The sequence below is a fragment of the Methylobacter sp. genome (assembly GCF_023227905.1).
GTDB lineage: Bacteria > Pseudomonadota > Gammaproteobacteria > Methylococcales > Methylomonadaceae > Methylobacter_A.
In genome coordinates this window covers 72,974-95,587 of sequence record NZ_JALOCF010000004.1, presented here as the reverse complement: position 1 = coordinate 95,587, position 22,614 = coordinate 72,974, and the positions used below count along the sequence as shown (strand labels likewise).

The following is a 22,614-nucleotide window of genomic DNA, read 5'->3' as shown; positions in this document are numbered from 1 at the left end:
GAAAGGTGGTCGAATGCGCAGGCACGAGCCTTGGGCGGTGTTGTCGTCAGGATAATCGTGCCATCAACAAAACGGTCCATGTGACGCTGGGGATGAACATTCCACAGCCATAAAGAAGTCATGCGGAAAAAGCCTGGATAGTTTGATCGTGCTGGTTGAGCAGGCACTAGAAGCTCTCTTATCCGGGCGTTGTCCGTCTTAAACCCGGCCTGTTATTGTGCTGCTGACTCCCTGATCGGGTACGAATGAACTGATAAGCTGCAAAACGGGCTTAAATGGCTAGAAACTTAAATGCCTTCACCTGTTTTATAAATGGTAATTGATGTTTTCCGTTTGCTATTTTAAATATTCGTTTTTCAATTGAATGTACTGTCTGGACGAATATTCCAAAAACTCCTTTTCGGATTCCTTTAAAGGCCTGGCCTGTTTTGCAGGTGCGCCCACATAAAGATAGCCGCTTTCCAGTCTTTTTCCCGGCGGAACCAATGCCCCGGCTCCCAGCATCACATAATCCTCAACAACGGCGCCATCCATAATAATCGCCCCGATACCTATCAGGCAGTAATCGCCCACGGTGCAGGCATGAACCACAGCTCTATGCCCTATCGTAACGCCCTTGCCTATGGCTAACGGATGGCCTTGAGCCGTGTGCTTGCCGGCGTGAGTGACATGCAAAACTGAACCGTCCTGCACATTGGTGCCAGCGCCAATCGTTACGCTCTCGACATCGCCTCTAACCACCGTAGTAGGCCATATAGAGACATCGTCACCCAAGGTAACGTCGCCGATCACCACCGCGCTGTCATCTATGAAAACCGAGTTGCCGATCTTGGGTTGTTTATCTTTAAATTTTCTAATCGCCACGTTAACTCCCGAATGCCGGCTCAATTTATTAGTTTTAACAGTTTACGCAAAGCGTTACGCTTGCACACGACTCAATGCAAATAGCGCCAAGGCTGATGCCGTCAAACTGGGAAGAACGGCTATTAACGGCGGATTAAGCTCATAAATCAATCCCATGTGTCCGACAATCTTATCGATAATATTAAACCCCATACCGATGACAACGCCTATCATCATCCTGGCGCCAACGTTGACGCCGCGTTTAACGCCGATAACAAAGGGCGCAGACACCAACAACATAACAAACACAATCAAAGGGTTGACCACCCGACCCCAGAAAGCCAGCTCAAACTCTTGCGATTTTTGATGATTATCCTTTAAAAAATCAACATACATCGCCAAGTCATACATGGATAGGTTATTCGGGTTAACCACAACAATCTTCAGTAAATCCGGGGCAACGGATGATTGCCATATTTGATCGTTGCGGCTATTTGCAGTCATCTGTTCCAATGAAATATCCGACTGCTTGATGGCCTCTAATTTCCATTGCTGATTGCCTTGAAAAGTCGCCTTCTCCGCATGGGTTGAAGACCGTAAATGCCGCTGATCATCCAGCTCATAAATGCTGATGTCGGCCAGACTTCCGTCATCTTGTATTTTGCGGACATTGATGAATTTTTTGCCTTCGCGCAGCCATAGCCCATATTTGACATTCATGACAACCTGCTCATTCTGGGCGGTAACCTTAAGCATTCGTGCCGTTCTCTCCGCTACCGGGGCAATAAACTCACCGACTAATACTGAAATAGTGACTAAAATAGCGCCGGCCACCATGACCGCTCTAATAATTCCTAAAACGGATAAGCCTGCCGCCCGCATCGCAATCAGTTCGCGGTTATTGCCCATCGCACCCAATATAAACAGGCTTCCTAATAAGGCCGATGCCGGCATCAGTTCATAAAAAACGGTAGGTGAAGTCAGGGCAAGATAATAAAAAATATTTTTTAAGTCATAGCTTCCTTTGCCCAGATCCTTCAATTCGTCACTGAAAGTGAACAGATTAAATAAGGTCAATAACAATAAAATAGCGATAAAAGAGCCCTTTAATATTTCCCTGACTACATAGCTTGTTAATACATTCACTTGTACACCTTTTCCCTGACTTTCATAGCCAGCCATTGCCATCCATATAATCGTGCCAATAACACTCCCCCTATTATCAATAAGAGCGTATTAACGCCAAACACGCCCAGCCATGCCGGAATGGTTTGGTTCATGACCCAGCTCTGGCTGACACGAACAAGATTTCCATAACTGAAATAGATTAGAAAGCCAACCAGCATGTTCCCGTAAACCCCCCCGCGAGGCGACATTTGCGCCAAAGGTACAGCAATAAAGCTGAGCAACATTATTCCCATCGGTACGGAAAAACGACGCTGTAATTCGGCAATATCGGTTATTTGGCCGGAACTCACCAAAGCCGTACTGGCAACCGATTCTTTACCAAAAGTAGCGGCTGATGACTCTTTGCTATCCATCCTCACGGCGTATTCGGAGAATTGCTCTATCACATAATTTACGGCTCCTGGTTGCCCTTGTATGCGCTCACCGTTTTCCAAAACGACATAACGCCCGTCAGGTAAATCTTTCATCCTGCCTAATTCGGCATTGATAATCGCCAAGCGGTCTCCCTGCCGGTGCTGTACAAAAACCTGACGCATTGTTTTATCGTCATCAATTTTTTCCACATAAAAAACCAGATCACCCTGGCTGTATTCGCTAAACTTTCCAGCGGCAACGCCTCTAAGATCGGCCGATTCCTTATCCTCATGCATAAGCTGCTCCATCTTGGCTTCCGCCCAAGGGGAAACATAGAATGACAAGCCGGCTGCCAATAGGCTTAACGGAAAAACCAGCAAGAATATAGACCGATAGATTGTTCCTGAGCCGCCGCCGGCTGAAGCCACCGCCGACATTTCCTGATCCCTGTACATTCTGCCCAAAACCATCAATACCGCCATAAACAAGGCTGCCGGCAAGAAAGCTGCACTGGCGATAATGGTTTTCAAACCCAGAACGGTCATCAAGGTTTGATTGGATACCTGGCCGTCAACAGCCTTATCAAGCACCCTGATAAATTGTCTGCTGACGATAATAACGACAATCACCGACCAGACCGCTAACAATGTCCTTAACAAATCCAAAGCTACCATTTTATCCAGCACGGTAATTAACTTACGCCGTCCCATTTTGTAGCCTTTAGCCCAATTCGCTTGCAAGCGCGCCCCCATCAAAAACAGTGTATTGTTATAAAACGAAAGTAAAAGACACCAAGTCAAAAGAGCATGCATAGACTTTTACCTTTAACCGATAAATTATGAACTATGTTTATAGAAATTTATAGAAACAGTTCTACTGGAAGAAACTCATTATCACTGCACTAAATATTTTTTATATCTTTAAGAAACAACAGCGCAGCCAAAGTAACATAGCAAGGTCTTGATATTTAATTATCTATTTTGATAAGAAGATGCGGCGAGCATCAAATTACATTATTATTGTCGGCTTTTTATTCGGATCATTAATTCTAAAGGATTACCGGAACATGACATCAGCGCCTCTACGTCAAGGTAGAATTAATGGAATAATTATAGCTATTGCCGGATTTATATGGTTTCTTTTGCTGGGTTACCGCGATTTGTTAGAGCCGGATGAAGGACGTTATGCCGAAATCGCAAGGGAAATGCTCAGCTCCGGCGACTGGATTACGCCACGCCTCAACGGATTCAAATATTTTGAAAAACCGCCTTTGCAATATTGGGGCTCAGCTATCAGCATGGCCTTACTGGGCGAAACCAATGCGGCTGCCAGAGTATGGTGTTCCGGACTCGGATTTATCGGCGCATTATGGGTTGGTTTTGTAGGCAACCGACTTTATGGCCGCAGCGCCGGCTTTTTTGCATTCCTTTTTTTAATCAGCACAGTCCTTTATGTCGGGATGGGGCATGCCAATAGCCTGGACATGGGCGTCAGCGCGCTGCTGATCATCGCTGTTGGCGCTCTTGCGCTGGCCCAATCGGAACGGCATCTGCCAAAACAGGAACGAAACTGGATGTTGTTGGCCTGGGCTGCGCTCGCCGGAGCAACGCTAAGCAAAGGGCTGATCGGCTTGGTGTTGCCGGGCGGAGCGGTTGTTCTGTACAGTTTATGGCAACGCGACTGGACATTGTGGCGCCATTTGCATCTGGGCAAAGGCTTGCTGGTCTATTTATTGATAGCCGCCCCCTGGTTTGTTGCTGTCAGTTGGGCAAATCCTGAGTTTCCGCATTTCTTTTTCATTCATGAACATTTCGAGCGCTTTACCAGCGACGTTCACGGCCGCACCAAGTCTAACTGGTATTTCTTCGCAGTCTTTGCAATAGGCGCGATGCCTTGGCTTTTCTCGGCAATTAACGGCTTGATTAAACCGCCTTTTTCCTGGCGAGCTGAAGCCGGAAAATTCGAAGCCTCAAGATTGTTTTGGGTTTATGCGATTTTTGTATTCTTCTTTTTCTCAATTTCTCATTCCAAATTACAAGGCTATATTTTGCCGATGTTTCCAGCACTAGCCTTGCTGGTTGGCGAAAATATGTCCAAGCGCAAACATCTTATTGCCGACGGCATTGTAGCTATAGCAATTGCTGTTATTGGGTTCATTTTCATTATCTGGAAAACCGGCAGTACTGCCAACCCCGACAAATTAGCCCAGCTCATGCTGCTCCGCCCGTGGATTATAGCAACGGCTTTTTTATTAGGCGCAGCCGGTATTTCCGCACTGCTGTTAAGGAATAAAAAAAACCTGACTATCTCCATTTTCGCCCTCTGCGCCCTGCTTGGAATACAAATGTTTTCATGGGGCTATCAAAGCATTAGCGAGTTACGCTCCAGCCGAGCCATGGCGGAAGCAATTCAATCTTACCTCAAAAAAAGCGGCAAAGATAACGTAGCCATTTACGATGTTTGTCGCTACGATCAATCCCTTCCTTATTATTTAGGCAGGACCATTAACATAGTGAATTTCAGAGACGAACTGGAATTCGGAATTAACCAGGAGCCGCAAAAATGGTTAAATGACGCGGATTTTCTACCTATATGGTTAAACGCAGACCAGGCAATCGGCATACTTAATCAGAAAACCTATAATGAATTGAATCAAGTGAACTTTCCATGGAATCAACCGAACTTTCCCATGCGTATAATCTATGAAAATTCCCGCTATGTCGCAGTGGCCCGCCGATGAATCTTGTTAGTTTCTGTATTATCCTGGCCGGCGTCATGCTGAATGCCGTCGCGCAATTGGCGCTCAAAGCCAGTGTCAGGGAAATGGGGGCCATCAGCCTGAATCTTGCCTCGTCCGCTACGGCATTCTCGAGACTGGCCTTTGAACCTTTTCTCTGGGCAGGGCTAGTTTGTTACGGTATCAGTGTCGTTGTCTGGATATTGGCATTGTCCAGGGTTGATGTCAGCATCGCCTATCCGATGCTGTCCATGGGCTATATAGTCAATGCGTTGCTCGCTTGGCAGTTGTTTGGCGAAGTTATGAATCCGGCCCGCATAATCGGGATGAGCATCATCCTTATCGGCGTTTACGTTTTAGCAAGGAGTTAAGATGCTGCCATTCACTCGCCCCACACTTGATGCAGAAGAATTCGAAGCAATCAAAGAAGTGCTTCAATCCGGATGGCTCGCAACCGGTCCCAAAGTTGCAGCTTTTGAAAGCGCATTGGCCGATTATATCGGCGGCGATGTACAGCTTCGAGTATTCAATTCAGGCACCAGCGCGCTGGAAGCCGTTTTGCTCGCTTACGGAATCGGACCCGGCGACGAAGTGATCGTGCCGGCGATGAGTTTCGTCGCCAGCGCCAATGTTATCGTTCGTTGCGGCGCGACAGCCAAATTCGTCGATGTCGACCTGATCTCCCGCAATATCGACGCTACTGCGGTTGCGACAGCGATTACGCCTAACACCAAAGCCATTATACCGGTGCATTTTGCCGGTCGCGCTGTCGATATGGACCCTATCTACCAGCTGGCTGAACAACATAATCTGCTGGTGCTTGAGGATGCAGCCCAGGCTATCGGCACTCAATATAAGGGGCGTCAGATCGGCAGCTCGGGCAACCCCGTTTGCTTTAGTTTTCACCCCAATAAGAACATAACCACGATTGAAGGCGGTGCGCTTGCGATCAACGATCCCGTTTTATTGAAAAAAATTGACGCCATTCGTTTTCACGGCATCGAAAGAGACGCGCAAGGCGGCATGGATGTGCCGGCATGGGGCGGCAAAATGAATATGCCGGATGTTGGTGCGGCGCTGGGCTTGGTGCAATTAAAAAAGCTGGATGGTTTCAACCGAAAACGCCGGATATTGGTTGAGCGTTATTTACAGCAACTGCCAAAACATGACGCACTGGTTTTGCCTGCCGATGTAGAAGGCCACAGCTGGCATATGTTCTGTATCCTGCTCGATTGGGAGAAAATAGGCCTGAACCGTAACCAGACTCTCGAAGCGCTCAAGCAGCAATCCATTGCCGCCGGCGTCCACTACCCGGCGATTCATTTGTTCTCGCTTTATCGTCAATACGGCTACAAGCCCGGCGATTTTCCTAATGCTGAAAGAATCGGCGAGCAAACCTTAACGCTCCCATTGTTTCCCGGCATGGAGGAACAAGACGTCGACCGGGTCTGCGCGGCAATACTTTCATTACTGAATGGAACTTATTAATGAAGCAGTTAAATACTCAACGCTGCTGTTTCCAAATAAGATAACGGCGCCTTTTATATCGCAATTTAGAACCGTCGCCACATTTACGATTTAAAACTATCTTTTATATAAATGACGAACAATTTTGAAACACCGGAAGTATCCATCGTTATCCCTGTCTATAACGAAGAAGCCGTTTTATCGCTACTGTTTGAAAGACTTTATCCCGTCCTGGAAAATCTCAAGCAGCGCTACGAAGTCATTTTTGTCGATGACGGTAGCCGCGACCACTCCGCTGCATTACTCCGCAAGCAGTTTCAACTGTTCCCTAACACCACCCGCGTCGTGCTGCTGCGCGCCAACGCCGGACAACATGCGGCGCTGATCGCCGGTTTTGAACGAGCCCGTGGGAACTATATCCTCACCCTCGATGCAGACCTGCAAAATCCACCCGAAGAAATCCCCAGCCTGCTACAGCAAATGGAGGCTGGCTTCGATTATGTCGGTACGATCCGGCGGCAGCGTAAAGATAGTCTCTGGCGGCATTGGGCCTCATTGGCGATGAACCGCTTACGCGAAAAAATTACCCGTATTCACATCACTGACCAGGGTTGCATGATGCGATGTTATCACCGCGACATCATCGATGCGGTGTTAGCCACCACCGAGACCAATACCTTTATACCGGCACTGGCCTATCTTTATGCGGGCAATCCTACTGAAATCGTTATCGACCATGAAGAGCGCGCAGCCGGGGAATCGAAATACTCGCTGCTCAAGTTAATCCATCTCAATTTCGATTTGATGACAGGATTCTCGATTGCTCCTTTACAGGCGTTTTCCCTGATCGGCATCAGCGTTTCCATGCTGTCGCTGCTCTTCGTGTTGTACCTGGCTTGGCGCAGGCTAACAGTTGGACCGGAAGCGGACGGCGTATTTACGCTTTTTGCCATTGTATTTTTCTTGATTGGCATTTTGCTATTCGGTATCGGCCTGTTGGGCGAGTATATCGGACGAATTTATTCCCAGACCCGGGCGCGCCCCGTTATCTTATCAAGGCCGTGCTGGATAATGCCAACACACAGCAAGCGGATGATAAGCTTTAATGAAGCCATCAGCCGTTGTTTTTGCTTACCATAACATTGGCGTTACCGGCATCGAATGCCTATTGCAAGCCGGAGTCGAGATTAAACTGGTAGTCACTCATCAGGATGACCCCGAAGAAAACATCTGGTTCGGCAGCGTTGCCGAGTTGGCAAACAGACATCAAATTCCCGTGATAACGCCGGGCAATCCTGATCAGCCGGAACTGATCGAGCGCATTGCAGAACTTCAACCGCAATGGTTTTTTTCCTTTTATTACCGGCACATGCTGAGTGCCGCTCTACTGGCGATCCCGTCCCGAGGCGCTTATAACCTGCACGGTTCGCTACTACCGAAATACCGGGGCCGCGCACCGGTCAACTGGGCGGTTTTACACGGTGAATCATCCACCGGCGTTAGTCTCCATCAAATGGTCGAAAAACCCGATGCGGGCGCACTGATCGACCAGGAAGCCGTCGCGATTTTACCTAACGATACCGCGCACGATGTTTTTTTAAAACTGACGCCGGCCGCAAAAACACTGCTAAATCGCTGCTTGCCTTTATTGCTTGACGGCAAGATAGAACCCAAGCCGCTGGACCTTGCCCAAGGCAGTTATTTCGGAGGCCGCAAGCCGGAACACGGCCGTATCGACTGGCATCAGTCGGCTTGGGCTATCCATAACCTTGTCAGAGCCGTGGCGCCGCCTTATCCGGGCGCATTTTTCGACCTTAACGGCAAGCGTTTTTTCCTGCTCGGCAGCCATTACAGCGATGAAATCGCTATGACTCCAGGCAAAGTTTGTATCTATTGGGCGGACGGCCACTTTTATGCCGACTGCGCTGATAACAAACGCTTCCGTATTGAACAGCTTAGCTGTGACGGAATAACACTGGATCAAGCCGGGTTCAAAGCTTTAACTAATAATGAGCGGTTATTTCCGACAATAAACAACTAACTGATGTTACGCACGGATGGTTTTCCCCCGTATGCCGCGCCGAGCACCGGAGCTTTTGTCGAGAATAGCCCGTCAGGGGTGCGGCATGGATGCCGCACGTCAGCAGAGGGGCAGGAGCCCCTTCTGCTAACCCTCGACAAAAGCGAGGAGCACAGGAAGCAAGCGGCAACCGGGTCGCCTTTTCTTTGGTTACTTTCTTTTGGCGAAGCAAAAGAAAGTAACTCGCCCTCGGGTGCGAGAACCCGATTCAAATAACGTCGCGGTAGCGACACTTTAATAATAAAAATCTTAATGCAGTCTAAATTTCGAATAACTGCGTAACATCAGCAACTAACAACTTTAATATAACCAACCAGGAACTTATGAACGTACTCATATTGGGTGTGAATGGTTTTATCGGCCATCACCTTTCAAAGCGCATACTTGAAACCACCGATTGGCATGTCTACGGCATGGACATGCAATCCAACCGGGTTGAATCTTTTCTCGACAATGAACGCTTCCATTTTTTTGAAGGTGATATCACCATTAACCATGAATGGATGGAATATCACATTAAAAAATGCGACGTGATCCTGCCGCTGGTCGCAATCGCCACGCCTGCGACCTATGTCACGCATCCGCTGGCGGTGTTCGAACTGGATTTCGAAGCCAACCTGCCGATTATCCGTGCCTGCGTTAAATACAGAAAACGCGTACTGTTCCCTTCAACCTCCGAAGTTTATGGCATGTGCAAGGATGATGAATTCCATCCTTACGAGTCCGAGCTGGTCTTGGGACCGCTGAACAAACCGCGCTGGATTTATTCCTGCTCCAAACAATTACTGGACCGTGTTATCTGCGCTTACGGACAGGAGCAAGGTTTAAATTACACACTGTTCAGGCCTTTTAACTGGATTGGACCGGGCCTCGACAGCATCCATACCCCCAAAGAAGGCAGCTCGCGCGTAGTGACCCAATTCCTGGGCCATATCGCCCGAGGCGAATCCATTAAACTGGTCGATGGCGGGCAGCAACGCCGCAGCTTTACCTTTGTCAGCGATGGTATCGACGCCTTGGTGCGCATCATCAAAAACGAAGGCGGCAAAGCGACCGGCAATATCTATAACATCGGCAATCCGGCTAACGACCTGTCAATCAGGGAACTTGCCGAACTGATGCTGAAAATCGCCAAGGAACATCCCGAATATAAAGAACTGGCGGCCAAAGTCGAATTAATCGATACCAGCGCCAACGATTACTACGGATCAGGCTACCAGGATGTTAAAACCCGGGTGCCCTGGATCAACAACACCATGGAAGATTTAGGCTGGAAACCGGAAGTCAGCGTGGAAGACGCCTTGCGCAAAATCTTCGACGCATATAGCCATGAGGTTGCCGCCGCGAGAGAACTGATCGATCAAGACTTAACCTTATGAAAATCGCGTTGAAAGTCGATGTGGATACCTTGCGCGGTACGCTGGAAGGCGTACCCGCATTGCTGGAGCTGTATCAACGCTACGGGGTAAAAGCCACCTTTCTTTTCAGCCTAGGCCCCGACCATACAGGCCGGGCGCTGCGCCGGATATTCAGGCCCGGATTTTTCAGCAAGGTTCAACGTACTTCGGTGCTTAGCCACTACGGACTAAAAACCCTGCTCTACGGCACCTTGCTTCCCGGCCCGCATATCGGCCGCCAAGGCCGCGACATCATGCGCCAAGTCGAACAGGCCGGGCATGAAATAGGCGTCCATTGCCACGACCACATCCGCTGGCAGGATAAGGTCGCCAGCCGGGATGCCGAGTGGACCCGAAAAGAAATGCAGGCGGCCATCGATTCATTTCAGCAAGTATTCGGCCATCAGTCTTCCGTGCATGGCGCGGCCGGCTGGCAGCTGAACAAGCACGCGTTACAACTGGAACAGCAACTGGGTTTTCGTTATGCCAGCGATTGCCGCGGCCAGTCCCCGTTTATCCCGCAGATGGAAGGCGAGACCTTCCGATGCCCGCAAATCCCCACCACCCTGCCGACCTTGGACGAACTGCTCGGCCGCAACGGCATCACCGAAGCCAACGTGCATGAAGCGGTATTCGCCGCCAGCCGCAAGCCCGCCCCTGCCGGTCATGTGTATACCTTGCATGCTGAACTGGAAGGCATGAAATTGCTGCCGGTCATGGAAAAGCTATTGCAACTGTGGCAAAAAGCCGAAGATGACATCGGTACGCTGGCAGATTATGTTGCCGACTTAGATACTACGGCATTGCCTTGTCATGAATTGGTTATGTCGGAAATAGAGGGGCGTTCGGGAGTGTTGGCCGTGCAAGGCCAGAAGATCGGCCGTAGCTCGTAGGCCGGAATAAGCCTGTTTGAGCGGCAGCGAAAACGGGTGTTTCCGGCGCCTCAAATTCATCAACAATAAGCAGGCTATATGTTTGGAAAAATCGCTATTGATGCAGCTAAGTTATGTCAATCAAGCAATATCGCGCCAAAAGACGCTTGGCAGCAAACAATACCTCGATTTACTTCCAGCCCATCATTACAGAATAAGTGCTGTCCGAAGAATATTTTCTTGAGCCTGTGCTCGGAAGGGCTGATAAAAGATATTCCTCCAGGACAATACACAAAATCAAAAAAGTTAAAAGAAGCTCTAGCGATACTAGAGCATCTCCACAATCCCAATAATGCCAAATTGAAAGATCGGCAAATTTGGAACTTAACAAAGCCGGATTGCGTATACAACAGTGAGGTTGCTGTAGTTCGTGCTTTGCTTCTCAAAGATCTAATCAATAAAACAGAACCACAGTTGGTAGACCGCAATAAGCCTGTTTGAGCGACAGCGAAAACAGGCGTTTCCGGCAAACTGCGCGAATCTGCCGAAAACGCCACCTCGCTCTACACTTTTACGCAACCGCTAGCTTCAACATCGAAGTTTTCCCCACCATAACATCCACCGCTTTCAACAACCTTTTAAAAACCGACTGTTGTAGATAAGGAATATTATGTTTTTTGCACAATGCCATGACTTGCGGTTGAACTTTTTGATATTGACTTAACGGCATATCCGGCCACAAATGATGCTCGATTTGATAATTCAACCAGCCGTAAAAAAAGTCATTCAAATTAGAGCCCGTCGGATAATTGACTGATCCTAAAATCTGCCGCAGGTAAAATTCGCCTTTGCCTTTGGCTTTTTCGTCAAACATCATCACATCATCTCCGGCATGATTTGGGATCATCACCAGAAAACTGTGCATATTGGTAAAAATTTCCGCCAGAATTGAATTAATCAATACACTGATAACGGCAAAACTGCCTAATGGGGAAAACAGCAAAGGCAGCAACACAAAGCGATAGGCGATGTAAGGCAAAATGCTATGCAACCATAAACCTCGACCCTGCTTGGTAAATAAACTCCATGCCCCGAGGCGGGTCATCACAGGTTCAAGCTCTCTTTGCTGTCTGGCGGAATTTAAGCGTAATTCCTTATGGGTTCTGGGCGTGTAATAACTAATTTTCCAAATCCCGGAAAAAAGCGCCACGATGACATAGCGTTGCCACATCGGCAGGTTCGATTGCCTTAGCCATTCCATGTTGTGCTGCGCATTATTGGGATCGGCTTTTTCACCCAAACTATAATGATGCAACACGTCATGCTCGTGATGCCAGCCCTCGACGGTAAACCAGTCCGGCCAGTCCATAAACCGTCGCCAACCCTGTGCGAATTTTTTGCTGGTGTAATTTTTATCGACGCCTTTAAGTTTGTCGTAAGCTCTATGAACAATCGGATGCCCTACTTGTGTCCAGCGCGTGAAACTGCCTTGGCTGATTAACAGTGCGGAAATCGGATTGGGAAAAATCCAAGCCGTGCCATAGCCGATGATGGAACAAATTTTTCCCCAGCGCTCCATTCTTGTTAAATGCTCAAAATCGCCAATATCGATATTAGCTAAAGCTTGTTGGTGAATTTCGTCGATGTCTTTGGCTAATTGCTCGCGATCTACCGATTGATAACTGTGTAAACTCAAAACTTGCTGCCTCTGTAAGTGCAATGGTGGGAGGTTGAATAACTTCGCTGCCGTGAAGTTTATGACGGTCAAAAAACCGTACAGGGTATGGCTTTATCGGTTGTTTTTCAAACTATATTATCGTTCTGCCGCTTGATGGCACTGTCACAGTTAGTTGCCACCTTTAAATAAATCAATATGCTCTCAGGGAGGCCGAGCAAGAACTTCGTGTTTTCGAGTGATCAATAAAATCCAATTTACCATCAGCCCTACCTCTCCAATCAAAAACCTATATTTGTGTTGTATAATCCCAGCTAAACGACCCATCTTGTAGCACCCTATTTTTCCCAGACCGCTCAAGATATTGCTCTACCTAACAAATAACGGAGTTAAGTTATGGACTATTCAATAGAAACCGCGCCACTAGAAGAACTGCAATGTGATTGCATTATTGTTGGCGTTTATCAAGATAAACAACTCAGTCCCTCAGCAGCATCTCTGGACAACAGCACCCAAGGGCTTATTAATAGCATCGTCAACCGCGGCGACCTGAGCGGAAAAAACGGCGAGACCGTGCTAATCAATGCCATTCCCGGCAATAAGATTGAACGCATTTTGCTGGTCGGACTGGGTGAAAATAAGCCCTTATCCGGCAAGAACTATAAAAAAGCCTTGCTGGCCGCCGTTAACAGCCTGAAAAAACCGCAAATAAAATCGGTCGTCTGCTGTTTGGCGGAATGCGATGTTGAAGGCCGCGACTGGCAGTGGAAATCCAGGCATGTCATTGAAGTGTTTAGCGATGCCCTGTATCAGTTTACGCACACAAAATCGGATAAAGAAACCGAAAGCAAGATTGAAAAAATCTCCGTTTCCGCCACGGAAAGCAATCGCGCATTGGCTCACGCAGGCATGCTGCAAGGCAAGGCTGTTGCCGAGGGCATGGAACTGACCAAACATTTGGCCGATTTGCCGGGCAACATCTGCACCCCGGCCTTTCTTGCCGAACAGGCGATTGAACTGGGCCAAAAATACCCCAGCCTGGCAATTAAAGTGGTAGAAGAACCTGAAATGGCGGCACTGGGCATGGGTGCGCTTCTGTCCGTCTCGCGCGGCAGCCGTCAACCCGCAAAATTAATTGCTTTGGAATATCAAGGCGGCGAGAAAAACGCCAAGCCTATCGTGCTGATCGGCAAAGGCCTGACCTTTGACGCGGGCGGCATTTCATTAAAGCAAGCGCCTGGCATGGATGAAATGAAATACGACATGTGCGGCGGCGCATCAGTTCTGGGTACATTGCTCGCTGTAGCGCAACTGCAACTGCCGCTGAATATTATCGGCCTGATCCCTTCATCGGAAAACCTGCCCGATGGCGACGCCAACAAGCCGGGCGATATTGTCACCAGCATGTCCGGCAAAACCATCGAAATACTGAATACCGATGCCGAAGGCCGCCTGTTGCTTTGCGACACTTTAACTTATGCGGAACGCTACAACCCTGAGGTAGTGATAGATCTTGCCACCCTGACCGGCGCGTGCGGAATTGCTTTGGGACGCGTAGTCAGCGGCCTGCTCGGCAACGATGACGCTTTATGCAATGAGCTGACCATAGCCGGCGAGATCGCCAACGACAACCTCTGGCGTTTACCGCTCTGGGAAGAATACCAGGAGCAGCTCAAATCCAATTTCGCCGACATGGCCAACGTCGGCGGCAAAGATGGCGGCACTATTACCGCTGCCTGCTTTCTGGCGCGATTTGCCGAGAAGTTCCGTTGGGCGCACCTGGACATAGCCGCAACGGCTTGGCGCACCGGCCCAACCAAAGGCGCAACCGGCCGTCCTGTATCATTATTAATCCAATACCTGATTAGCCGGGCGCATACCCAGAACATAAGTGGCTGAAGTCAGCTTTTACATACTGCCGACAGAATCGTTGGAAGATCGGCATCTGTTCGCCTGCAAACTGATTGAGAAAGCCTATCGTAGCGGCAGTTTTTGCTATGTGCTCACCGATTCTGCCGAACAAAGCCGAATCATAGACGACCTGCTCTGGACCTTCAGGGCAGGCAGTTTTATTCCGCACCAGATATACACCGGCGAGCCGCCGGATATCGCCAGGGATGGTGTGTATGCCGCAGACTCGCCGGGAGCGAGCGCGGCCACCGAGAAAACGGTTTTGATCGGCTCGCTGAACGCGCCCGACAATTGGCAAAAAATCCTGTTCAATCTATCCTCACGCTATCCTGAGGTAGGGCCGCAAACCGAGCGCATTCTTGAAATACTGGATAACAGCGAAACGACCAAGGCAGCGGGCAGAGACCGCTATCGCCGATATCAGCAGTCAGGCATGAAAGTCGTTACCCATAAAGACTGGTAACAAATAAATCATCACACGCATCAACTTTTATAAGAAAAAGAGCACCCCATCCATGGAAAAAACATACGCCCCGCATTCAATTGAACAACGCTGGTATCAAACCTGGGAAGAAAAAGGCTATTTTACCGCCAGGGATGGTGCGTATGCCGGAAACCTGCCGGGAGCAGGTTCGGCAGCGGCCAAACCGGACGGTGAATCCTATTGCATCATGATTCCGCCGCCCAACGTTACCGGCAGTTTGCATATGGGCCATGCGTTTCAGGATACCATCATGGATGCGCTGACGCGCTACCACCGCATGAAAGGCTACAGCACGTTGTGGCAGCCGGGCACCGACCATGCGGGTATTGCCACGCAAATGGTGGTCGAGCGTTTATGCAATGCGGAAGGTCTTACCCGCCATGATCTCGGCCGTGAAAAGTTCCTGGAAAAAGTCTGGCAATGGAAGGAAGAATCCGGTGGCACGATTACCCGTCAATTGCGACGCATGGGCTCTTCGCTGGACTGGGATAAGGAACGCTTCACGATGGACGAAGGCATGTCCGATGCGGTGCAGGAAGTGTTCATACGCTTGTATGAAGAAGGCCTGATTTATCGCGGCAAGCGCTTGGTTAACTGGGATCCGGTTTTGCATACCGCCGTTTCCGATCTGGAAGTGCTGTCCGAAGAAGAAAACGGCTCGATGTGGCATCTGCGTTATCCGCTATCGAACGGTCAGGGGCATTTGATCGTTGCCACGACCCGTCCTGAAACCATGCTCGGCGATGCCGCGGTAGCGATACATCCGAATGACGAGCGCTACAAGCATCTGCTCGGTGAGTTTGTGGAACTGCCGTTGACCGGCCGACGCATACCGATTATTGCCGATGAATATGTCGATCCGGAATTCGGCACCGGCTGCGTGAAAATTACTCCAGCCCACGATTTTAACGATTACGAGGTTTGGACGCGTCACCGTCACACCTCGGTTATCCAGGACTTGCCACATGGCGGCCTGATCAACCTGTTTACCGTTGACGCCGCGATACGCAGCAACGATGAAGGCGAGGACGGCCTGATTCCGGCCAAATACAGCGGCCTGGACCGCTTTGAAGCCCGCAAGCAAATAGTCGCCGATCTCGATGCGGCAGGCTTGCTGGAAAAAATCGCCGACCACAAGTTGATGGTGCCGCGCGGCGACCGCACCAATAGCGTAATCGAACCGCTGTTGACCGACCAATGGTATGTCAAGGTCGCGCCGCTGGCGGAACCTGCGATTGCGGCCGTTGAAAACGGCGACATCAAGTTTGTGCCCGACAACTGGAAAAACACCTATTTTGAATGGATGCGCAATATCCAGGACTGGTGTATCTCGCGGCAAATCTGGTGGGGACACCGCATCCCGGCCTGGTACGACGAGCTGGGCAATGTTTACGTCGGCAGCTCTGAGCAGGACATTCGCGCCAAGCACAACCTGCCTGAAGGCTATGCGCTTAAACAGGACGAAGACGTGTTGGATACCTGGTTTTCTTCCGCGTTGTGGCCGTTTTCCACGCTGGGCTGGCCTGAACAAACCCCGGAATTGGCCAAGCATTACCCGACCAGCGTACTGGTGACTGGTTTTGACATCATTTTTTTCTGGGTTGCCCGGATGATCATGATGGGCCTGAAATTCCAGGGCGAAGTGCCGTTCAAGGAAGTCTATATCCATGGTTTGGTGCGCGATGCGGAAGGCCAAAAAATGTCCAAATCCAAAGGCAACGTGCTCGACCCGATTGATATCATCGACGGCATAGAGCTGGATGCCTTGGTGGCAAAACGCACCTCAGGCATGATGCAGCCGCATTTGGCAAAGAAAATCGAGCAAGATACACGCAAGCATTTCCCGGACGGCATCCAGTCGTACGGCACCGATGCGTTGCGCTTTACCTTTGCATCTTTGGCATCGACGGGGCGCGATATACGTTTCGACCTGGCCCGTACCGAAGGTTACCGCAACTTCTGCAACAAGCTTTGGAATGCAGCGCGTTACGTGCTGATGAATACCGAGGGACAGGATAATGGACAATCCGACGCACCCTGCCAATACAGCCAGGTGGATCGCTGGATTACTTCCCGTCTGCATCAGGTAGCCGCCGTAACCTCCAACGCGATCGAAAACTACCGTTTTGACCTGGCGGCCCAGGCCATTTATGAATTTACCTGGAATGAATATTGCGACTGGTACCTGGAACTGGCAAAAATATCCCTGCAATCGGATGATGAGGCGTTGCAACGCGGTACGCGCAAAACTCTGCTAACGGTTTTGGAGTCGATTTTACGTTTGGCGCACCCGATCATGCCGTTTATTACCGAAGAAATCTGGCAGCGGGTCGCGCCGCTGGCGGGAACTGGTACGGCGGAAGAGGATACCATCATGCTGCAACCGTACCCGGTAGCCGATGACGCGCAAATCGACAACAACGCGGTCGCTGAAACCAACTGGGTGATGAACTTTATTCTGGGCGTACGCCGCATTCGGGGCGAAATGAATATCGCCCCGAGCAAGCCGCTGCCGGTCTTACTGCAAGACGGCTCGGATGCTGACCAGCAGAGCTTGACCAATAACCGCATTTATTTGCAAAAGCTGGGCAGACTGGAATCCATCGCTTGGCTAAATAGCAATGAAACCGCGCCGGAATCGGCGATGGCGTTAGTCGGCGAGATGAAGATACTGATCCCCATGGCCGGCTTAATCGACAAGGAAGCGGAACTGGCGCGGCTGGAAAAGGAAATACAAAAAATCCACAACGACCTGCCCAGAGTCGAAGGCAAGTTAAATAACCCGGCGTTTGTCGATAAAGCGCCGCCGGAAGTGATTGATAAGGAAAAAGCCAAGCTGGCCGATTTACGGTCAATGTTGAACAATCTTGAAGAGCAACAACGCAAAATCCGGGCTTTATAAGAAAGGCAGGCACAGGGCTAAAGGCGAAAGGAGAGTGCCTCTTTAGCCTTTAGCCCTGTGCCTTGTACCTTATACCTTTTTAATCTATATTTGCTTAAACAACTGACAAAGCAACCATCCTATGAATACCGCATCAAAAGATTTACATTTTAGTGGCCTTACACGGTGCTTGATTGCGAAAGGCCTGCTAACTGAGGCGGATGCGCAAATTCATAGCCACGAAGCGCAAAAAAACCAAATCCCGCTAATACGCTACCTCGTCAGCAATAAGCTCATTGACAGCAAAGCATTGGCTACCCAAGCGTCCATCGAATTTGGCGTGCCTTTTTTTGACCTGGATGCCATTGACTGCCGCAGGCTGCCTATCAATCTGGTAGGAGAAAAGCTGATCCGCAAATGCCATGCGCTCCCCCTATTCTCCCGTGGCAAAACGCTGTTTGTCGCCGTATCGGATCCGACCGACTTTCGCGCTCTGGATGACTTCAAATTTCACAGCCGTCTTAATCCCGAAGCTATTCTGGTCGAGGAAGACAAGCTGATCAAGGCCATTGAGACCACCCTGGAAGCAGCCGATACCTCAATGACGGATATGCTTGATGAGGACCTGGACAATCTGGACATCACCGGAGGCGAGGAAGATACCTCTAAAGCCGAAGTTAACTCGGATATTGACGATGCGCCGATTGTTCGTTACGTCAACAAAATACTGCTGGATTCTATTAAACAAGGGGTATCCGATATACACATGGAGCCCTACGAAAAGATTTTCCGCATCCGTTATAGATCGGACGGCATACTCCGGCAGGTTGCCACGCCACCCGCCAGCATCGCCAACAGGCTTGTCTCCCGTCTGAAGGTCATGTCCAAAATGGATATTGCCGAACGCCGGGTCCCGCAGGACGGCCGTATCAAAATGACCTTGTCCAAGAATCGCGCGATTGATTTCCGTGTGAATACCTGTCCTACCCTGTTCGGCGAAAAAGTCGTGTTGCGTATTCTGGATCCCACCAGCGCCCAATTGGGTATTGAAAAATTGGGTTTTGAGCCGGAACAACAACGCATTTTTCTTGAGGCCATTAACAAACCCTACGGTTTAGTGCTGGTGACCGGACCTACGGGTAGCGGCAAAACCGTTTCGCTCTATACGGGTTTAAATATTCTTAACACCATGGAGCGCAATATCTCCACAGCCGAAGACCCTGTGGAAATTACCGTGGAAGGCATCAACCAGGTCAATATGAATCCTAAAGCGGGGCTGACTTTCGCCAGTGCTTTACGCGCCTTTTTGCGGCAGGATCCTGACATCATCATGGTCGGTGAGATTCGAGATTTGGAAACCGCCGAAATCGCCGTCAAAGCCGCACAAACAGGACACTTGGTGCTATCAACCCTGCATACTAATGACGCCCCGCAAACTTTAAATCGCCTGATGCAAATGGGCATCCCCCCGTTCAACATTGTTTCGGCGGTTAACTTGATTATGGCGCAACGTTTGGGCCGACGGCTCTGCGAACACTGTAAAATTCCTGCTGATTTGCCCGATAAAGTCCTCCTTGCTGCCGGATTTAGAGAAGAAGAGCTACACGACCTTAAAATATTCAGTGCCGTAGGTTGTGAGCACTGCACGAACGGCTATAAAGGCCGAGTCGGTGTTTATCAAGTGCTGACGCTCACTGAAAAAATGCGCTCACTCATCCTCAACGGTGGCAATACCGATCAACTGGCGCAATGTGCCCTGGAGGAAGGTTTTAACGATTTGCGTAAATCAGGACTCAACAAAGTACGCATGGGTATAACCAGCCTGGAAGAAATTGACCGAATCACCAAGGAATAAACATGGCAGAGCAAGCTGAACAAATAGACTTCATCTGGGCAGGAGTCGGGAAAAACAAGCAAAAAAACGGAGGGATAATCTCGGCCAAAAGCGAAGCTATTGCAAAAGCCGAACTGCGGCGGCAAGGCTATCGCGTCACTAAATTCAAGCAAAAACCCAAACCGCTGTTTTCCGCAAAAGTCCAATCTATCACGCCGGGCGATATCGCCATTTTTGCCAGGCAACTAGCCACCATGCTTAAGGCGGGCGTTCCTCTGGTTCAGTCATTCGATATTGTCGGCAAAGACCACGACAATGCAAGCATGGAAGCTCTGTTGATGGGCATCAAGTCTGACATTGAAAGCGGCGACACTTTAGCCGAAGCCCTTAATAAAAGGCCGCTGTATTTTGATGAATTATTTTGTAACTTGGTTGCAGCGGGCGAACAGGCCGGGGTGTTGGAAACACTGCTGGATAAAATCGCCTCCTACAAGGAAAAAACCGAGTCGATGAAGAAAAAGATCAAGAAGGCCTTGACCTACCCCATCGCAGTTATAGTCGTAGCCTTTGTCGTCACCACCATTCTACTGATTTTTGTGGTACCGGTTTTTGCCGATATGTTCAAAAGCTTCGGCGCGGATTTACCCGCCTTCACCAAGATGGTGGTCGCCATGTCTGAGTGGATGCAGGCATGGTGGTACATCGTTGTTGGTATTGTTGTTGGCACCGTTTACGTGTTCAGCTATTTTAAAAAACGCTCCAGGCCCTTTAATCACTTCCTGGATAAAACCCTGCTTAAATTACCCATAGTCGGGATTATCTTAAACAAGTCTGCCGTTGCGCGTTTTGCCAGGACCTTGGCAACCATGTCAGCCGCTGGGGTACCGTTGGTGGAAGCTCTGGAATCTGTTGCCGGCGCCTGCGGCAACATTATCTATACCGAAGCCGTTTTAAAAATGCGCGAAGAAGTGGCTACCGGACAAAGGCTTCAGTTTGCCATGCAGCAAGCGGGTCTTTGGCCGAATATGGTGGTACAGATGGTAGCTATCGGCGAAGAGTCTGGAGCCATGGACTCGATGCTATTGAAAGTGGCCGATTTTTTTGACGAGGAAGTCGATAACCTTGTCGACAATTTAAGCAGCTTAATGGAGCCTATTATTATGTGTATTTTAGGCATCTTAGTCGGCGGCCTGGTTGTCGCGATGTATTTACCTATTTTCAAAATGGGTGCCGCAGTCGGCTAGTCGCATTAGTTATCGAGATAGCTCAAATTTATTAAACACAACGCACGGCTAAACAGTCTTTTTTCAGGCCAGATAAAGATTGTCAGGTTAAGCTTAAAAGTGCACTCTTAAAATATCCACTCTCAAAAACACGCAGATGCAACAACTCAGTATGCTTTTATCTACACCCACGCTGTTTTCAGCTCTGGCCGGCATCATCGGCTTGCTTGTTGGGAGTTTTCTTAATGTTGTCATCTATAGATTGCCGATCATGATGCAACGGGGATGGCGCAAGGAATGCCTGGAATATCTGCAAATAAGCCCGGAAGCGGGTGACGGCGGCTCTGGAGATGCAGGAACAGTTGCCGAGGAACCCTTCAACTTGGTTCTCCCATTATCCCGTTGCCCTAGCTGCAATACGCCCATTAAGCCTTACCAAAACATTCCCGTCATCAGCTATCTGTTTTTAAGAGGCCAATGCGCAACATGCGGCTGCCGCATTTCGATGCGCTATCCGATCATAGAAGCGCTCACGGCGATAAGCTCATTCATAGTCGCCTGGCATTTCGGCTACACACCTCAAGCTGCTTTTGCCCTGCTGTTAACTTGGTCACTGATTGCACTGACCTTTATTGATGTCGACCATCAGCTATTACCCGACTCCATCATCCTACCCATGCTTTGGCTGGGAATATGCTTGAGCCTTTTTAATATCTATACTGATGCCCATGCCAGTATTATCGGTGCGGTTGCCGGCTATCTTGCTCTTTGGAGTGTTTTCCATCTATTTAAATTGGCAACCGGCAAAGAAGGCATGGGCTATGGCGATTTCAAATTACTGGCTTTATTCGGCGCCTGGCTAGGCTGGCAATACCTGCCAATTATTATCCTATTGTCATCTCTAGTCGGAGCGGTCATTGGCCTCGGTATGATCATTTTTGTCAGACACGACCATAACGTCCCTATCCCTTTCGGTCCCTACTTAGCCGCTGCCGGCTGGATCGCGCTGTTATGGGGACAGGACCTGAACCACCTCTATTTAGCCACCGTGGGCTTGTAAAGTCATGTTGAAAGTCGGACTCACGGGCGGCATAGGCTGCGGGAAATCGACGGTTGCGAAGATTTTCGCCGACTTAAATATCCCTGTGCTGGATGCCGACCACGTAGCCCACCGACTGGTCGAAAAAGGACAGCCTGCCCTGGATCAGATACAACAGGCTTTTGGCACTGCCATCCTCAACCCGGATGGTTCGTTGAACAGAAAAAATCTCAGGGAGCTGGTTTTTTCCGATATCGAGCAGAAGCGGAAACTTGAATCGATACTTCATCCGTTAATCTATCAAGCCCTGCAAACCGAACTTGAACAACTGAATGCTCCTTACTGCATCATCAGCATTCCATTACTATTCGAAACCGCTATGACGCATTTTGTTGATCGGATACTTGTTATCGATTGCCCTGTTGAAACGCAGATTGAACGCGTCAAGATGCGGGATAATCTGACCGTTGAAAGAATACAATCCATAATTGATAATCAAGTATCGCGTGTATTCAGAAAAGCAAAAGCCGATGATTTGATCGATAACTCAACTACCGATTATAGACTTGCAGAACAGGTAAAAAAACTGCACAATTTATATCTTTCATTAAGCGCTTGCCGGGATTAAC

At 49.3% G+C, this 22,614-nt stretch carries 19 protein-coding genes; 15 read left to right on the top strand and 4 right to left on the bottom strand.

The window, feature by feature from the left end; all coding sequences use genetic code 11:
- Positions 1-336: 336 nt before the first annotated feature.
- From M0R47_RS02780 to lptF, 3 genes are read right to left on the bottom strand one after another with little or no spacing between them, the layout of a single operon-like run.
- Complete coding sequence (locus M0R47_RS02780) at positions 337-864, bottom strand: gamma carbonic anhydrase family protein (RefSeq protein ID WP_292549996.1); 528 nt, start codon at positions 862-864, stop codon at positions 337-339.
- 54 nt (positions 865-918) lie between these two features.
- Entirely contained in the window at positions 919-1,989 is a 1,071-nt protein-coding gene (gene lptG / locus M0R47_RS02775) for an LPS export ABC transporter permease LptG (protein WP_292549993.1), read from the bottom strand.
- Positions 1,986-3,095, bottom strand: coding sequence for an LPS export ABC transporter permease LptF (lptF, locus tag M0R47_RS02770; protein WP_292550161.1), 1,110 nt, complete (start codon positions 3,093-3,095; stop codon positions 1,986-1,988). The genes lptG and lptF overlap by 4 nt, the downstream gene beginning before the upstream one ends.
- Positions 3,096-3,451: 356 nt before the next feature.
- Between lptF and M0R47_RS02765 the strand changes: the two genes are divergently transcribed.
- The 8 genes from M0R47_RS02765 to M0R47_RS02730 all read left to right on the top strand — a co-directional run bounded on the left by M0R47_RS02765 (position 3,452) and on the right by M0R47_RS02730 (position 11,439).
- Entirely contained in the window at positions 3,452-5,125 is a 1,674-nt protein-coding gene (locus tag M0R47_RS02765; RefSeq protein WP_292549990.1) for a glycosyltransferase family 39 protein, read from the top strand.
- A complete protein-coding gene (locus M0R47_RS02760; protein ID WP_292549987.1) occupies positions 5,122-5,493 on the top strand; it encodes an SMR family transporter in 372 nt (123 codons plus the stop codon). The genes M0R47_RS02765 and M0R47_RS02760 overlap by 4 nt, the downstream gene beginning before the upstream one ends.
- Before the next feature lies 1 nt (position 5,494).
- Positions 5,495-6,610 carry a DegT/DnrJ/EryC1/StrS aminotransferase family protein gene (locus tag M0R47_RS02755; protein WP_292549984.1) on the top strand — a complete coding sequence of 372 codons (1,116 nt, stop codon included), beginning with the start codon at positions 5,495-5,497 and terminating at the stop codon, positions 6,608-6,610.
- Between the two features lie 111 nt (positions 6,611-6,721).
- The gene (locus tag M0R47_RS02750; RefSeq protein ID WP_292549980.1) at positions 6,722-7,729 is read left to right on the top strand and encodes a glycosyltransferase; all 1,008 of its coding nucleotides are present in this window, start codon (positions 6,722-6,724) and stop codon (positions 7,727-7,729) included.
- On the top strand, positions 7,695-8,630 hold the full coding sequence (locus M0R47_RS02745) for a formyltransferase (RefSeq protein WP_292549977.1): 936 nt from the start codon (positions 7,695-7,697) through the stop codon (positions 8,628-8,630). Before M0R47_RS02750 ends, M0R47_RS02745 begins: the two co-directional genes overlap by 35 nt.
- 362 nt (positions 8,631-8,992) lie before the next feature.
- Entirely contained in the window at positions 8,993-10,048 is a 1,056-nt protein-coding gene (locus tag M0R47_RS02740; RefSeq protein WP_292549975.1) for a bifunctional UDP-4-keto-pentose/UDP-xylose synthase, read from the top strand.
- Complete coding sequence (locus tag M0R47_RS02735) at positions 10,045-10,959, top strand: polysaccharide deacetylase family protein (protein ID WP_292549973.1); 915 nt, start codon at positions 10,045-10,047, stop codon at positions 10,957-10,959. The genes M0R47_RS02740 and M0R47_RS02735 overlap by 4 nt, the downstream gene beginning before the upstream one ends.
- Positions 10,960-11,037: 78 nt before the next feature.
- Positions 11,038-11,439, top strand: a complete 402-nt coding sequence (locus M0R47_RS02730) for a hypothetical protein (protein WP_292549970.1) — start codon at positions 11,038-11,040, stop codon at positions 11,437-11,439.
- Positions 11,440-11,509: 70 nt separating this feature from the next.
- Here M0R47_RS02730 and M0R47_RS02725 read toward each other — a convergent pair whose 3' ends face one another.
- Positions 11,510-12,634, bottom strand: coding sequence for a fatty acid desaturase (locus tag M0R47_RS02725; RefSeq protein ID WP_292549967.1), 1,125 nt, complete (start codon positions 12,632-12,634; stop codon positions 11,510-11,512).
- Between the two features lie 375 nt (positions 12,635-13,009).
- On the opposite strand from M0R47_RS02725, the gene M0R47_RS02720 reads away from it, so the two are divergent.
- From M0R47_RS02720 to coaE, 7 genes are all read left to right on the top strand, one after another.
- The gene (locus M0R47_RS02720) at positions 13,010-14,512 is read left to right on the top strand and encodes a leucyl aminopeptidase (RefSeq protein WP_292549962.1); all 1,503 of its coding nucleotides are present in this window, start codon (positions 13,010-13,012) and stop codon (positions 14,510-14,512) included.
- Positions 14,505-14,987, top strand: a complete 483-nt coding sequence (locus M0R47_RS02715; RefSeq protein WP_292549958.1) for a DNA polymerase III subunit chi — start codon at positions 14,505-14,507, stop codon at positions 14,985-14,987. The genes M0R47_RS02720 and M0R47_RS02715 overlap by 8 nt, the downstream gene beginning before the upstream one ends.
- 52 nt (positions 14,988-15,039) lie before the next feature.
- On the top strand, positions 15,040-17,910 hold the full coding sequence (locus tag M0R47_RS02710) for a valine--tRNA ligase (RefSeq protein ID WP_292549955.1): 2,871 nt from the start codon (positions 15,040-15,042) through the stop codon (positions 17,908-17,910).
- Positions 17,911-18,031: 121 nt separating this feature from the next.
- The gene (gene pilB / locus M0R47_RS02705; RefSeq protein WP_292549952.1) at positions 18,032-19,744 is read left to right on the top strand and encodes a type IV-A pilus assembly ATPase PilB; all 1,713 of its coding nucleotides are present in this window, start codon (positions 18,032-18,034) and stop codon (positions 19,742-19,744) included.
- 2 nt (positions 19,745-19,746) lie between these two features.
- Positions 19,747-20,967 (top strand): type II secretion system F family protein, encoded by a 1,221-nt coding sequence (locus M0R47_RS02700; protein WP_292549949.1) that lies wholly within the window; start codon positions 19,747-19,749, stop codon positions 20,965-20,967.
- A gap of 151 nt (positions 20,968-21,118) precedes the next feature.
- The gene (locus M0R47_RS02695; protein WP_292549946.1) at positions 21,119-22,006 is read left to right on the top strand and encodes an A24 family peptidase; all 888 of its coding nucleotides are present in this window, start codon (positions 21,119-21,121) and stop codon (positions 22,004-22,006) included.
- Between the two features lie 4 nt (positions 22,007-22,010).
- Positions 22,011-22,613 carry a dephospho-CoA kinase gene (coaE, locus tag M0R47_RS02690; protein ID WP_292549942.1) on the top strand — a complete coding sequence of 201 codons (603 nt, stop codon included), beginning with the start codon at positions 22,011-22,013 and terminating at the stop codon, positions 22,611-22,613.
- Position 22,614 lies beyond the last annotated feature (1 nt).